At 64.5% G+C, this 14031-nt stretch carries 14 protein-coding genes and 1 tRNA gene; 5 read left to right on the forward strand and 10 right to left on the reverse strand.

Translation table 11 applies throughout. The features are described from left to right. Nucleotides 1-10: 10 nt before the first annotated feature. Nucleotides 11-3604 carry an exodeoxyribonuclease V subunit gamma gene (gene recC / locus HJD22_RS07910; protein ID WP_208656086.1) on the reverse strand — a complete coding sequence of 1198 codons (3594 nt, stop codon included), beginning with the start codon at nt 3602-3604 and terminating at the stop codon, nt 11-13. Between the two features lie 131 nt (nt 3605-3735). Continuing rightward, nucleotides 3736-4455, reverse strand: a complete 720-nt coding sequence (locus HJD22_RS07915) for an SDR family oxidoreductase (protein ID WP_208656087.1) — start codon at nt 4453-4455, stop codon at nt 3736-3738. A 236-nt stretch (nt 4456-4691) separates the two neighbouring features. Here HJD22_RS07915 and HJD22_RS07920 point away from each other — a divergent pair, with 236 nt between their 5' ends. Continuing rightward, nucleotides 4692-5639, forward strand: a complete 948-nt coding sequence (locus HJD22_RS07920) for an AraC family transcriptional regulator (RefSeq protein ID WP_248730161.1) — start codon at nt 4692-4694, stop codon at nt 5637-5639. A 55-nt stretch (nt 5640-5694) separates the two neighbouring features. Then, nucleotides 5695-6066 (forward strand): hypothetical protein, encoded by a 372-nt coding sequence (locus tag HJD22_RS07925; RefSeq protein WP_248730162.1) that lies wholly within the window; start codon nt 5695-5697, stop codon nt 6064-6066. Here the strand turns inward: HJD22_RS07925 and HJD22_RS07930 are convergent. Genes HJD22_RS07930 through fni form a run of 3 tightly spaced genes read right to left on the reverse strand, consistent with a single transcriptional unit; the run spans nt 6005 to nt 7789 of the window. Further along, nucleotides 6005-6535, reverse strand: coding sequence for a squalene/phytoene synthase family protein (locus HJD22_RS07930; RefSeq protein ID WP_208656088.1), 531 nt, complete (start codon nt 6533-6535; stop codon nt 6005-6007). The two genes, HJD22_RS07925 and HJD22_RS07930, sit on opposite strands and share 62 nt — an antisense overlap. Continuing rightward, nucleotides 6532-6735 carry a hypothetical protein gene (locus HJD22_RS07935; protein WP_208656089.1) on the reverse strand — a complete coding sequence of 68 codons (204 nt, stop codon included), beginning with the start codon at nt 6733-6735 and terminating at the stop codon, nt 6532-6534. Before HJD22_RS07935 ends, HJD22_RS07930 begins: the two co-directional genes overlap by 4 nt. A gap of 1 nt (nt 6736) precedes the next feature. Continuing rightward, entirely contained in the window at nt 6737-7789 is a 1053-nt protein-coding gene (fni, locus tag HJD22_RS07940; RefSeq protein WP_208656090.1) for a type 2 isopentenyl-diphosphate Delta-isomerase, read from the reverse strand. Between the two features lie 172 nt (nt 7790-7961). On the opposite strand from fni, the gene HJD22_RS07945 reads away from it, so the two are divergent. Then, the gene (locus tag HJD22_RS07945; protein WP_208656091.1) at nt 7962-8741 is read left to right on the forward strand and encodes a polyprenyl synthetase family protein; all 780 of its coding nucleotides are present in this window, start codon (nt 7962-7964) and stop codon (nt 8739-8741) included. An 8-nt stretch (nt 8742-8749) separates the two neighbouring features. Next, nucleotides 8750-9235: a metallophosphoesterase gene (locus tag HJD22_RS07950; protein WP_208656092.1), complete on the forward strand. Its 486-nt coding sequence runs from the start codon at nt 8750-8752 to the stop codon at nt 9233-9235. On the opposite strand, the gene HJD22_RS07955 is transcribed toward HJD22_RS07950, so the two are convergent. From HJD22_RS07955 to HJD22_RS07965, 3 genes are all read right to left on the reverse strand, one after another. After that, nucleotides 9216-9746, reverse strand: a complete 531-nt coding sequence (locus HJD22_RS07955; protein WP_208656093.1) for a methylated-DNA--[protein]-cysteine S-methyltransferase — start codon at nt 9744-9746, stop codon at nt 9216-9218. The genes HJD22_RS07950 and HJD22_RS07955 overlap by 20 nt on opposite strands. A gap of 45 nt (nt 9747-9791) precedes the next feature. Then, entirely contained in the window at nt 9792-11171 is a 1380-nt protein-coding gene (locus HJD22_RS07960) for an AlkA N-terminal domain-containing protein (RefSeq protein WP_208656094.1), read from the reverse strand. Nucleotides 11172-11258: 87 nt separating this feature from the next. After that, nucleotides 11259-12161 carry a LysR family transcriptional regulator gene (locus tag HJD22_RS07965; RefSeq protein WP_208656095.1) on the reverse strand — a complete coding sequence of 301 codons (903 nt, stop codon included), beginning with the start codon at nt 12159-12161 and terminating at the stop codon, nt 11259-11261. A gap of 200 nt (nt 12162-12361) precedes the next feature. Between HJD22_RS07965 and HJD22_RS07970 the strand changes: the two genes are divergently transcribed. Continuing rightward, nucleotides 12362-13018, forward strand: coding sequence for an ABC transporter substrate-binding protein (locus HJD22_RS07970; protein ID WP_217267825.1), 657 nt, complete (start codon nt 12362-12364; stop codon nt 13016-13018). A gap of 76 nt (nt 13019-13094) precedes the next feature. Here HJD22_RS07970 and HJD22_RS07975 read toward each other — a convergent pair. Beyond that, nucleotides 13095-13170: transfer RNA gene (locus HJD22_RS07975), tRNA-Val, on the reverse strand. Nucleotides 13171-13301: 131 nt separating this feature from the next. Beyond that, a complete protein-coding gene (locus HJD22_RS07980) occupies nt 13302-14024 on the reverse strand; it encodes an alpha/beta family hydrolase (RefSeq protein ID WP_248730164.1) in 723 nt (240 codons plus the stop codon). Nucleotides 14025-14031: the final 7 nt, after the last annotated feature.

The raw sequence follows: 14031 nt of genomic DNA on the forward strand, positions 1-14031 counted from the left end.
ACTGGCCGTCTTACTTCTTACCAGCCTCTTTCTTTTCCCCTTTGACGGCGAGATGCACCGGGGCGAGCAGTTGGTCGGTCAGCTCGGCGAAGCCGAGGGCGTCCTGACGGGTCTCATAGAGCGCTGTGAAACTCGCCCAGCAGTGGGCGAGGTAGGCGTTGCGCCCCGCCTCGCCGGCGTTGTAGTCGTCGCCGTTGTATGCGCTGGCGGCGGCGCGCCAAGCGTCGTTGTCGCGTTCGCTCTCCGGCGTTCCCAATTTGCTCAGCCACACGAAGGCGGTGTCGCAGGCCAGAGGCAGCGGCGCCTGCATGCCGGCTTGCCAGGTCTGCACGATCTCGCGCAGGTGGCTACGGGCGAGTTCCGGGTCGAGGGGCGGCAGGGTGACGTGGCCCGCCTTGGAGAGCAGCCGGGTGGTCATGGTTTGGCCTTCCAGATGACCGGCCAGGTGCGCGACCCAGTGGCGCAGAATGTGCGACCAGCGGTACTTCCCTTTCTTTACCAGGCTGCTGCTGGTGAGCACCAGGCGGCAGCGGTTGCCGTCTGCGTCGCGGCGCAGCTCGTCGAGCCAATCCTCGAGGGGCGGGGCGCCGGGCACGCTGAGCTGCACCGGCTCGGGCTCCTCGATGGCGTGGGGCCACGTTTCCAGCGCTTCCTCGTAGGCCTCGAACAGCGCTTCCATCGGTTCGGTGAGCTGTGCGCGCATGCGCTCGCCGAAGGCGCCCATGGCCAGCACGCCTTGGCCTTGCAGGCGGTCGAGGGCGCTGAACAGGGCGGGCATGCGCTCACAGCCTTCGTCCACAGCGCGGCGCTGCTCGCGGATCAGCAGGTCCTGTAGCTGCCAGTTGGCGAGGCCGTCCAGGGCGAAGGGCTCGTGGTCGAGGCTGACGATGTCTTCGCGCTCGAGAAACACCTTGAGACGGGTGGTGAAGAAGGCCTTGGCCGGGTCTCTCAAGAAGCTCCCGAGCTGGATAAGCGTCAGTGGTGTGTCCTGTTTGTACTCCCCGAGATCGAGGGGCGTTTCATCCCTGGCCGCCTCGCCATGCACTTCGTGCCACTCGTGGGCGTAGGTGAACAGTCGCCGGGCCGCCACGTCGCGCTCGGCCTGCTGTGCGGCGGTAGGGAAGTAGGTGCGGCTGAACGGCTGCAGTGGGTGTTCGGTGGTCAGCTGCGCGAGCAAATCACTGCCGTCTGTCGTGTTCCAGCCGGCCTTGAGATGATCGCGCAGCTGACCGACCAGCACCGAGGGCGGTTTTTCGCTGTTGTCGACGATGCTGCTTCCCACCCAGCTCACGTAGAGCTGCTCGCGGGCGGAGAGCAGCGCTTCCAGGAACAGGTAGCGATCGTCCTCTCGGCGCGAGCGGTCGCCGGGGCGGTAGTCGCCGTTCATCAGGTCGAAGTCCATCGGCGGCTGGCTGCGCGGGTAGTCGCCGTCATTCATGCCCAGCAGGCAGACGCGCTTGAAGGGGATGGCGCGCATCGGCATCAGCGTGGCGAAGTTCACCGCGCCGGCCATGAAACGCTGGGAGAGGCTGGCCTCGTCGATCTGGCCAAGCCAGTGCTCGCGCACCACGGAGAGCGGAAGCGTACGGGTCAGCCCGGCCTCCTCGGCGCTCTCCTGCCACGCCTGCAGCGTCTGTTCGAGCTGGGCCAGCATCAGGCTGTCCTCGGGGGCGTCGGCGAGAAAGCTCGCTTCCAGCAGGGCGCGCAGGTGCTGCACCCAGCCGGCCACGTCGGTGGGCTCGCGCAGGGTGCGCCATTGCCGCTCCAGGGTTTCCAGCAGGGCGGCCAGGGGCCCGGCCAGTGCCGCCTCCAGCCCGCCGATGTCGTCGAAGGGTTCGATGCCCTGCCACGGGCCGCTTGAGGCCTCGCCCACGGCGTAGCCCAGCAGCAGCCGGCGCAGGCCGAAGGCCCAGGTGTTCTGCTCCATGCCCTGTGGCAGGTCGAGGCTACCGCGCTGGCTGGCGTCGAGCCCCCAGCGGATGCCGGCGCCCTCGATCCAGCGGCGCAGGGTGGGTACGTCATTCTCGCCGATGCCGAAGCGGCCGCGCAGGGCGGGCACGTCGATCAGGTCGAGCAGGTCGCTCACCGAGAGGCGCAGCTCCGGCAGGCGCAGCAGGGTTTCCAGGGCGATCAGCAGCGGCAGGCGGTGGCGGCTGCCCTGGTCGGAGAGCGTAAAGGGGATGTAGCGCGGGTCGTCGCGGTCGAGTTGCCCCCTTTGATATTGACCAAAGACCGCTTGCACGTGGGGCGCGTAGTGGTCGATGTCCGGCACCATCACGATCACGTCGCGGGGCCTGAGGCTGGGGTCGGCGCTAAAGGCAGCGAGCAGCTGGTCGTGAAGGATCTCCACTTCGCGCTGGGGGCTGTGGGCGGCGTGGAAGACGATGGAGTCGTCATGACTGGGGTTCACTGCCGGCCAGGTGTCGCGGGTCTCGTGCAGCGGGCGCAGCTCGCGGATGTCGTCCTGCAGCTGCTGCAGCAGGTAGCCATCGCCCTCGCGCACGAAGGGTTCGAACAGGTCGATACGTAGCGAGTCGGCCTTGAACAATGCCTCGTACTGCTGGGCGTCGTCGTGTTCGTCGAGTAGTCGCAGGTAGTCGCGGCCCTGCTTGCCCCAGGCGGCGAGCAGCGGCTGGGCGTGCAGGTGCAAGGCGCTCTCGCCGTCGCCGTCGCCATCGCCGAGCACGTCGAGTCGTGCCGGCATGCCTTGCTTGCGCCGTTGGCGGTAGCGCTCGGCCCGCAGCAGGTCCTTGTGCTCGATGATGTCGGCCCAGTAGTGCTGGCAGGGGTTGTGCACGCACAGCACCACCTGGCTGCAGCGGGCCACGGCGGCCAGCGCTTCCAACGCCTGCTGCGGCAGCGACGAGATGCCGAACACCATCACTCGCCGCGGCAGGCCGGGGGGGCGGTTGTCGCAGTCGAGGGAGCGTGTCGCTTCGAGAAAGCGCCGGTGCACCATGGCGCGGCTGGAGGCCACGCCGTCGTCGCCCACGTCATCGATGAGCGCGCGCCAGAGGGCGGGTTGCCAGCGCTGGGCGTCGTCCAGCGGACGGGCCTGGCCGCGGGCGTCGATCAGCATGTTCTCGCCGCGGCCCCAGGCCTCGAGCCAGTCGGCGCGGTAGACCTGATACTGGTCAAACAGGTCGGCCAGGCGTTCGGCGAGCTGGTGGTGCTTGCGCAGGTCGCTGTCGCCTTCGAGGAAGCGGCGCAGCGGGGCGAATTCGGCGCGCGGCATCAGCGCCGGCAGCAGACGCAGCAGCCGCCAAAGCAGGCGTGACTTGTCGAAGGGCGAAGTGGCCGGCACCGCGTTGGGGTCACCTTCCACGTGGTTGAGTACCGCGCGGTAGGCTTGCCACAGGAAGCGCGCCGGCAGGGTGACGTCCAGCGCGGCGGCGATGCCGCTGCCACCGTCGGCCTCGTCGGCGGCCAGCGCCAGTTTCATCCACTGACCGATGCCGTTGCTCTGCACCAGGATCGTCTCGTTCTCCAGCGGCGCCAGCGGATGGCGCTTCATCCACTCCACCGCCACGCCGCGCAGGTCCTCCAGGCGGTTGCCGTGAACGACCATGAAGCCGGGGGTGAGCGGGGAGGAGCTGGCATGCATGGCGAATCCTTGGAGAGGCGAGCGCAGGCTCACATGGTGCCCCAATGAAGCGCTTTACTCTAGCCACGTCGCAGGCGCGAATTGGCACCGAGCGCGATGAGCGCTCGGATCTGCTTGGCCACCGGCTGGGCTCATGCGCTGGCGGTGGGGCGAACCACGATCTCGCTGGTATCCACGTCGTCGGGCTGATTGATGACGTGGGCGATGGCCTCGGCAATGGCCTCGGGCTTGAGCGCGATCTGGCGGTAGCTCGCCATCGCTTCGGCGGCCGTGGCATCGGTAATGGTATCGGCCAGCTCCGACTCCACTACGCCGGGGTAGACGCAGGTGACGCGAAGCGTGTCGTTCTCCTGGCGCAGTCCATCGGAAATGGCGCGCACCGCGTACTTGGTCGCACAGTAGACGGCGCCGCTGGGTACCACATAGAGGCCGCCGATGGAGGAGATGTTGATGATCTGCCCGCTGCCCTGGGCGTGCATGGTGGGCAGCACGGCGGCGATGCCGTGCAGCACGCCGCGGATATTGACGTCAATCATGCGATCCCACTCATCGACCTTCAGCGAGGCCAGGGGGGAGAGCGGCATGACGCCGGCATTGTTGATGATGACGTCGATGCGGCCATGGATCTCCAGCGTCGCATCGGCGAAGGCCTGCACGCTTTCTCGCTGGGTGACGTCCAGCGCGCGGTACTCCACGCTGCCGCCTGCGGCGCGAATGGTCTGCGTCAGGGCTTCCAGCCGGTCGGTGCGGCGAGCGCCGATGACCAGTCGATGGCCGTGACTTGCCAGCAGGCGGGCGGTGGCTTCGCCAATGCCGCTGCTAGCGCCGGTGAGTAGAATGACTTTGCTCATGGTATGGACTCCAATCGGTGATTCATGACGACGTGCTCGTTGTGCTCGGACGGCAGTCCCATACGATGTGGATCGAAAGCGTCGTTGGAACCAGCCTAGAGGCGAGGGAGCAGGGGCAATAGCGCCATTCCTCTTGAAGTCTTGCCTGTTTCTATTGATGGCTTTTATTTAATCGGTTTTGTATCAAATATTGTTGCCTAAACATGAAGCGCACAGACAGTGCGAAGGGGCTCGCCATGACGATACGACCTTTCTCCCCTCCCCATGAGCGAATGGTCGAGCGGCTGTCTCGGCTCGCACCGCACGAAGGCTATACCCAGTCACTGCTGGAAGGGGTGCGCTTCATGCGTTCGAACCGCTCGTTGAGGCATACGCCGGTGCTGTATGAGCCAAGCATCGTGATCGTGTGCCAGGGGCGAAAGCGGGGCTACTTGGGCGATGAGGTGTATCTCTACGATGCCTTGCACTACCTCGTGCTGTCGGTGCCGCTTCCGTTTACCTCGGAAACCGAGGCAAGCCCCGAGGAGCCGATGCTGGCCATTTCGATTCGCCTGGACATGGCCGTGGTGGCGGAACTTGTGTTCATGCTGGATCAGTCGGATGCGCGTTCGACGGCGCCGCCGCGGGGCATACTCTCCACACCGCTTGGTGCGCCCATGGCAGATGCAACGCTGAGACTGCTCGAGACGTTGGCCTCGCCCATGGAGGCGCAGGTGCTGGCGCCGGGGATCGTGCGGGAGATCTGTTACCGCATACTGGTCGGCGAGCAGGGAGGAAGCGTACGCGCCGCTCTGGCTCATCAAGGGCAATTCGGCAGGATCGCCAAGGCGCTACATCGTATCCACGCGGATTATGCCGAATCCCTGGAGGTGGGGCGTCTGGCCAGTGAAGTCGGCATGAGTACCGCGGTCTTTCATGTCCACTTCAAGGCGGTGACGCAGACCTCACCGCTTCAGTACATCAAGTCGACGCGGCTGCATCAGGCCCGGCTGATGATGATCCGGGATAGCCTGCCCGCAGCAGCGGCCGCCGCCAGGGTGGGCTATGAGAGTCCTTCGCAGTTCAGCCGCGAGTTCAAGCGCTTCTTCGGTCGGCCTCCCGGCGAGGAGGTGCGTGAAATGAAAGCCTCGCTCGCGCTGCTGCCCCCGGCGCAGGTGGCGGGCTTGGCACCGCTCGCATCATGAGCCGCACGACTCGCCCGAGCGACGTGGCTGGTTCGAGAAGAACGATATCTACGCGGTGGTGTTCGCCGGTGTGGCCATCGTCCTGATCGCGCTTGGCACTGCGGGATGGTATCCGCTGCAGTGGATCGGTGCCGGCATGACGGCCTACGGCGCGCTTTACTTCATCGCTCACGATGGCCTGGTGCACCAGCGTTGGCCGTTTCGCTACGTGCCACGCAAGGGGTACCTCAAGCGGCTCTATCAGGCCCACTTGATGCACCATGTGGTGCATGGCCGCGAGGGCTGTGTGTCGTTCGGCTTTCTGTTCTCTCCTCCTGTAGCCACCCTCAAGCGACAACTGCGTGAGCAACATGGCGGACCGCTGACTAAAGAGGCCGCTGCCAGAGATAGGCCGGACGCGGATCGGATTTCTCGCCGCGAGAGCTGAGTGCAAGTCGTGTGCCTTGGGCGAGTAGCCGAAGTTTCTCTCCCTTGCTCGTCGATACACGGTGCTCCCAGGCCCTCGCGCCTTGCGCCTTCACCTTCATGCCGATCTCGCGATAGACCCCATGGGCCGTGGCGATCGCCCAGGCCGAGCGCAGCGGCAGGGCTGGCAACCCACCAAGGGCGGAGCGGTAATAGGGCTCGGCGGTCTCGATCAGGCGTGCCGCTACACCGGCCAGCGCTGGCCGGTGGCGCGGGTCGGCCAGCTGCCTGGCCGCACTGTCAGGCGCTTGCTGCGCATGGGCGAACCCCAGCTGCTGGCTATCGATCACGTCGTCGCAGTGGCGGCACCAGGCATAGAGCATTATCGCGCTGCGCCGGGTTCTTGCATCGAACAGGCGCGCGGCGGTGGCGAAGCTTTTCGAGCCGGCCTGTATCGTTGCGGCGGCGTGCTTGACCAGTGGCTCGTTCATGGTGCGCCGTGGCCGCAGATCAGTACGTCGATGTGCAGCGCATCGAGCATGGCGGGCACTTCCCGGCACAGCATGTCGGTGGTGCGACCCATATCGTCGATCACACGACGCAAGCCCAGCGGGCCACCGGGGTTGGTTGCCAGGCGCAGGGTGCGGAAGTGACTGGGATAGAGTGGCGCGATCACCGCGATCCGGCTCATGTCAGCCACTCGGGCTCGCGTTGTCCCGATGGGTCAGCGGCGTTTGACGCAATGCCTGCAGATCGGCGCTACCGGTACAGAAACAGGCAATACGCAGCTGGCGTATCACCACCTCGAAGTGCTCGATCACCGCCTCGCTGGAGAGGGTGGCACTCTTGAGTACCGCCGCCGCCTGCCCGATCAGATTGGCCCCCAGGCGTATCGCCTTGGCGGCTTCCACGCCATCACGAATGCCCCCCGAGGCGATCAACGGGGTGCTGGGCAGGGCATGGCGCACCGCCTGAATGGCGTCGGCGGTGGGGATGCCCCAGCCGGCAAAGGCCATGGCCACCTGCCTGTCGACCGGATGCGTGGCGCGCTCCGCCTCTACCGAGGCCCAGCTGGTACCGCCTGCGCCGGCCACATCGATGACCGATACGCCGGCCTCCACCAGCGTGCGGGCGACCGGGGCCGAGATACCCGCCCCTACCTCCTTGATCACCACCGGCACCTCGAGCGCCGTCACCAGCCTTTCGATCGCTTCGAGTATGCCGCGCCAGTCGCGGTCGCCGCCCACCTGAACGGCCTCCTGAAGCGGATTGAGATGCACGATCAAGGCGTCGGCCTCGATCATCTCGACGGCGCGACGTGCCCAGTCGATCCCTTGTGGCTCGAGCAGCTGCGAGGCGCCGATATTGCCCATCAGCGGCACGCTGGGCGCGAGGCTGCGCAGCTCGCGAGTCAAGCCATGGTCGATGCCGGATTGCAGGGCCACCCGTTGTGAGCCCACAGCGAGGGCGATACCCAAGGCTTCGGCCGCTTCGGCGAGGTGGCGGTTGATGGTGAGTGCCCGCTCGGCACCACCGGTCATGGAGCTGATCAGCAGTGGCGCACGCAGGAAGCGGCCAAAAAGTGAGGTGCCAAGGTCGATATCGTCAAGGTTGAGCTGCGGCAGGGCGCAATGGCTGAACTGGTAGCGCCAGAAGCCGTTGTCCGCCGGTGCCGGGGCGCGTCGCGCATCCAGCACGATATCCAGATGGTCGTTCTTGCGGTCAATCAGCTCACTGTCGTCCATGTGCCTCTCCGGGGCAGGGGGTTTTTTGCGCAAACTGCTATGGTTGCCAGTAAGGCATAAATTTGTGCAACACCTGTACAATAATGTAATTCAATCGCACCAGGCGTCAAGGAATGAGCCACACTGGACGTCACTATGTACAAGCCAGGGTGGAGAAAGGGGAGTTCATCGGATGAGCCTATCGTCGACACACCTACTTGCCGAGGAGCCGAGCCGTGCTGAGTTCGCCGAGATCCGCGACAGGATCGATCGACGACTCTCGCAGCTGCTGCCCGAGGTAGCCAATGGAGAGTCGCTGGCGCAGGCGATGCGTACCAGTGTGCTTTCATCGGGCAAGCGTGTTCGCCCCACTCTACTGATCCTAGCTGGCCAGGGGCTTGGCAGCGAGTCCCCGGCACTGCTTGATCTAGGTTGTGCGGTGGAAATGGTCCACACCGCATCGCTGATTCTCGACGACATGCCATGCATGGACAACGCGAGCCTGCGGCGCGGCCAGCCAACCACGCATCGCCAGTTTGGCGAGGACGTGGCGATGCTCGCCGCCGTGGCGCTTCTGAGTCGGGCGTTTGGGCTGATCGCCACCATCGAGGCGCTGCCGCCCGACCAGCGTACCCAGCTGGTGGTTCGCTTGTCGGAGTGCGTGGGGATGCAAGGCTTGGCCAAGGGGCAGTACCTGGATCTGCATGAGGGGGTCCAGCCGCGCTCGGTCGATGCCGTGATGGCCAGCAACGATCTGAAAACCGGTGTGTTGTTCGAGACGGCCATCGCAATGGCCGCCATCGTCGCTGCGGCGCCCGGGCCGGTCGCCGAGGGGCCGCTCGGGGCGGAGGAGGCCCAGCGGCGCCTGGCCGAGCACCTATGGAAGACCGAACGCTGTCTGACCGAGGTCTATGGCAATGAGCGCCTCATCAATCTCTATGTGCAGAAGCTCTTTGCACGCCTTCGACCATGAGCGGCGCCATGTTCAATGACATCAGGCTCGATACACCTATCGGCGTGATTGCCGACACCCACGGCCTGCTGCGCGACGATGCGCTGGCGCTGTTGGACGGGTGCGGCTTGCTGCTGCATCTGGGCGACGTGGGGAGCCGGGAGGAAGACGATAGGATTCTCGAGCGGCTGGCAGAGCTGGCGCCGCTCTACACCGTGCGCGGCAATATCGACACCCCGGCCTGGGCCGAGCGCATGCCGATGCGTCAGGATCTCGTGGTCAATGGCTGGCGGCTGCACCTAGTGCATATCCTTGCTGATTTCGATCCGGATACGCCTTGCGATGCCGTGCTTCATGGCCACTCCCACAAGCCGCGCAACGAATGGCGAGAGGGCAGGCTGCTGTTCAATCCCGGTGCCGCTGGCAAGCGTCGCTTTAAATTACCGATTACGCTTGGCAAGTTATGGGTCGATGATCGCGGCTTGCGCGGGGCGGTCATGCATCTGCCGCTATAAGCGCGAACTCCCGGTGCGCCTGCTCGTGACGCAACAACCACTCCTTGCGTGGCAGCCCGCCGGCATAGCCGGTCAGCCGGCCGTTGCCGCCGATCACCCGGTGGCAGGGCACCACGATCGCCAGCGGATTGCGCCCATTGGCGGCACCCACGGCGCGCTGCGCCTTGAGCCGGCCGATGCGCGTGGCGATCTCGGTATAGCTGCATGTCGTGCCGTAGGGAATCCGGCTCAGCTGCTCCCAGACGCACCGTTGGAACGGGGTGCCGACGGGCGCCAATGGCAGCGCGAACGACTGGCGCCGCCCCTCGAAGTACTCCGCCAGCTGCTCCATGCCCTGTTGCGTCAGCGCATTGGGATGGGGGATTTCATCCTCGGCATCGCTGTCGAGAAAGGCGATTTCGGTCACTCCCTGCTGGTTGGCCCGAAGGCGAATCAGGCCGATAGGCGATTGGCTGGGAGGCCGGAAGAAATCGAGATAGGGGCCGGTCAGCTGTTGAAAGGTAGTCGTCATGGGAAGTCTCCTCGGTCAGCCCAATGGTCATCGCTCCCATGGTCATCAACCCAGTGGTCGAGACCAGAGCTGCAGGGTGAGATAGCTGCGCCAAGGCGCGGCGGCGGCCGGATCGGCGTCGCCGAGCGAGGCCAGCGCCTTCTTGATGCCGAGATCGCCCCCCAGCCAGATATCGGGATGCCCGCCGCCGCGCATGGCGGCGTAGTTCGCCGTCCACGGCCCGATCCCCTTGAGGGTAGTCCAGGCCTCGGTGTCGTGGGGGTGTTCGGCATTGGCGTACCACTGCGCGAAGCGCTTGAGCGTCTCGCGCCGTGCACCGGGCATGCCGAGGAAGAGCAGGTCGCTTGCCGCGACCTGCTCGGGTGTGGGGAAGTGGCGCCGGCCTTCGGGGGCGGCATCGCCCAGCCGCTCGACCAGGGTGGTGGCCAGCCGGTGGGCGGCGGTGACCGAGACCTGCTGGCCGAGAATGGCACGCACGCCGGCCTCGAACAGGCTCCACACGTTGGGCAGGCGTAGCCCCTCTATCAATGCAAGGCCGGGTATCGCCTGGGCAAGGTGCGCCTCGATGACGGCGGTATCGGCATCGAGGTCGAGCATGCGGCGGATCTGGCGCACCACCGGCGAGAGTGCCCCGATATCGTCGAGCTCGAGTTGCACGGCGAAGCGGTGATGCTCGGGCTCATGGCGCGCGGTGAAGCGGCCATGCACGCCCTGCCAGATGAAGCAGCGGCCATAGTGGTCGTCGCCCACCCACTCCAGTCCCGCCAGATGACGGCGCGCGAAGAAGTCGCGCAGTGTCTCCCAGGCAAAGGGGGAGCGATAGGCCAGGTGCAGCTCGAGCGCCTGGGAGATGGGTCGGGAAGCATGCGTATCGATACGTCTCACCTCGCGCGGGGTCAGTCCGACATGGGTCTTGAAGGCGGCGTTGAAGCGCCTGAGGCTGCCGAAGCCGCTTGCGTAGGCCACCTCGGTGACCGGCAGTGAGCTTTGATGCAGCAGCTGCTTGGCGAACAGGCACTGGCGGTAGAGCGCATAGGTCTTGGGCGATACGCCGAAGCGCTGCTGGAACAGTTTACGCAGATAGCGCTCGCCAATGCCAAGCCGGGTGCAAAGCTGGCTGAGCGAGCCCTTGCGCAAGGCGCCCTCGTCGATCAGCCTGAGCGCACGCTCGAGAGTGATCTGGCTGCCGAGCCAGGCGGGGGAGTCCGGCGCGCTATCCGGCCGACAGCGCAGGCAGGGACGAAAGCCCGCCCGGGCGGCGGCCACGGCACTGGGGAAATAGACGACGTTGCGTTCAAGCGGCGGCGTGGCCGGACAGATCGGCCGGCAGTAGATGCCGGTGCTCTTCACGGCGGTGAAGAAGCGCCCGTCGAAACGGGCATCCCGCGCCAGACGTGCCTGGCGGCATAGCTCGGCGTCCAGCATGGCATCATCCCCAATGAATTTGCATGATGCCAGTCTATCGCGCCATGCCAGAGAAACTCGCCGAAATCGGACCATTAGCTCGGTGGGCTAGGACATCATCTGACAGACATCGCCTAGAAAGGTCGCCACGCTTTTGGGTAAAAGGCGGTCCGCCAATGTCTGGATTTCGATATAGCGGGAGCTGAGCTCCCTGTCCTTGATTGGAATCACCACCAGGTTTTCATGGTCGAGCCGGTGGCGAACGGAGAGTTCGCCGAACAGGGCCACGCCACCATCGTTGAGCGCGAAGTTGACCAGGGCGTTCATGTAATTGCTGAACAGTACCGGCTCCAGTACCAGGCCTTGGCGACTGCAGCTGACGTCAAACAGGGTGCGTATGGATGAGTCGGCATAGGGCAGGGCCAGCGGGTAGGAAGTTAACTGCACAAGCGAGATCTTCTCCTTGGTGGCGAGCGGGTGTCTTGTACTGACGATTGCGTTGATCGGTGCCTTCAAGCGTTTTTCGACCTTGATGTCTCGCTGTGGGGTCATGCTTAGCGTCAGGCCGATATCAGCATTCCCTTCACGTACGCGTTGGGTGACCTCGGCGGCGGGACATACCCATAGGTCGAAATGAATGCCGGCATAGCGTTGCCGAAAGCGACTGATTACATAGGGTAGGAAGTCCGTTGCCAGGCCCTCGACGCTGGCTAGATGCACCGTGCCGCGGTGCACTCCCTCCAGCGCCATGATTTCACCCATGATCTTCGAGGCTTCCAGACGCACGCGCCGGGCATGCGCGGCCAGCAGCTCCCCGGAGGCGGTCAGCTGCATGCCCGAGGCGCGTCGCTCGAATAGTTGAGTCTTCAGCTCCGTTTCGAGTCGCGCAATTTGACGGCTGATGGCCGATGGCGCGACATGCAGCTTCACGGATGCCTTGTTGATGGATCCGCTGCGTACCACCTCAAGGAAGTAGCGCAGGGCTGTATCCTGCAGTAGGCGTTCATTCATCGGGACTCTCTTGTTCTTGGTTCTCTATCTATTGCCGAAAAGGCAATGCCTTGTTCTAAAGATTAATCTAACGACAATGCTTTCTCCGTTACTAAGATGCTTTCCATGGCGCCGTTCCTGGCTGAGGCACCGAACGTTGATTGCCTTCTCCGGGATGTGCCGCACTCCGCTTCCAACAACGACAATCAGGAATCGTGAAGATGCTCATGTCTACCGTATTGCGTAAGGCGCGCGACTTGCCGCGTTCCATCGCCATCCTCGGCCTGGCTGGCAGCCTGGCCCTTGCAACTACCGCCGCCTCCGCGCAGACCACGGTAAATGCCGTGATGCACTCGGCGCTGCGCATTCTCGATCCTGTCGCCAGCAGCGCCACCATCGTGCGTAACCACGGCTACATGGTCTTCGATACCCTGCTCGGCGTGAACGAAGCCCTGGAGCCGCAGCCGCAGATGGCCGATTGGGCAATATCTGACGATGGCCTGACGTATACATTTACCCTGCGCGACGGGCTCACCTGGCACGATGGCGAGTCGGTGACCGCCGCCGATTGTGTCGCCTCGCTGCGGCGCTGGGCACAGTACGATGCAGGTGGCCAGCTGTTGATGGCTCGTATAAACCGTCTCGAGGTCCTCGATGAGGAGAGTTTCGTCCTGGAATTTGCCTCGCCTTTCAATGGCGTCATCGACCTATTGGCCAAGCCCTCTGCGGTGCCCGCCTTCATGATGCCCGAAAGGCTCGCCTCGATCCCCGACGGCGAGATGATTCCCGAGCAGATCGGCTCCGGCCCGTTCCGCTTCGTCGCTGAGGAGTTCCAGCCCGGCAACCGGGTGGTCTCGAACCCGCGACCTCCGGCGTGACAGGCCGGCATTCTAACCAACTGAACTACCGGTCCGCATCATTTCCGTTACGTGAACACTCATCATCGGCACGCGATGGTGGGTGGTACTGGGTTCGAACCAGTGACCCCCAGCTTGTAAGGCTGGTGCTCTCCCAACTGAGCTAACCACCCGTGGTCACGTGGCGCTGCATTCTACAGAGGCGACGGGCAATGTCAACGCTTTTTGTCAGCCTGAAACATGACGGTGCAATTTGCTTTTCCTACAGCCTTTCATTGACTTGCATCTCGACCCATGTTCCATTTTAGCAGGTGGATCGCATGATCTGCGCAATGGCTCCGGCCGCTTCGTCGATCAGCGATGCCTGGGTTCGCCCGGATACCTTGCGTGGCTTCCAGTCATGCTCACCATCGGCCAGAAAGTGAAAGCGAGCATGGGCGGGCATAGGGTAACCCTCCGCCTCCTCACGAGTGCCGAACGGATCGCGGCTTCCCTGAAGCACCAGCATCGGACAGCTCAATAGCGGCCAGTGCGAAAGGCGCGTCTTCTCGGGCTGTCCAGGCGGATGAAACGGATAGCTGCAAAGGATCAGACCCTCGGCGCCATCGCGTGCCGCCAACAAGCTAGCGGCACGCCCACCCATGGACTTGCCGCCAAGCCAAGGGGCCGGCAGTTGCGGGTGTGACACGATGTCACACCAGAGCGCCATTTCATCGACCAGTCGATCAATGCGAGGAGGGGGCCTACGCCGCCCTTCTGCCTGCATTCGACGCATATAGTCGAACTCGAAGGCGAGCACCTGAATGCCCTGCGCGGCGACCTTTTCACGCAGCTGCCGCATGAAGTCGGAATCCTGACCAGCCCCCGCGCCATGCGCCATCAGCACCCGCCCATGATGGGCGTCGCCGCATACCTCGAGCGCCCCCAGGCCGGCGATCGGCAGATGCCCGGAGCGCCCTTCGAGCAGGGCCTCCGCCACCCTTTCGACTGCCATCTCGTCATGCATTTTACCTTGCGACTTCGACACACTTTTC

Origin of the sequence: Halomonas sp. TA22, from assembly GCF_013009075.1 — a bacterium.
GTDB lineage: Bacteria > Pseudomonadota > Gammaproteobacteria > Pseudomonadales > Halomonadaceae > TA22.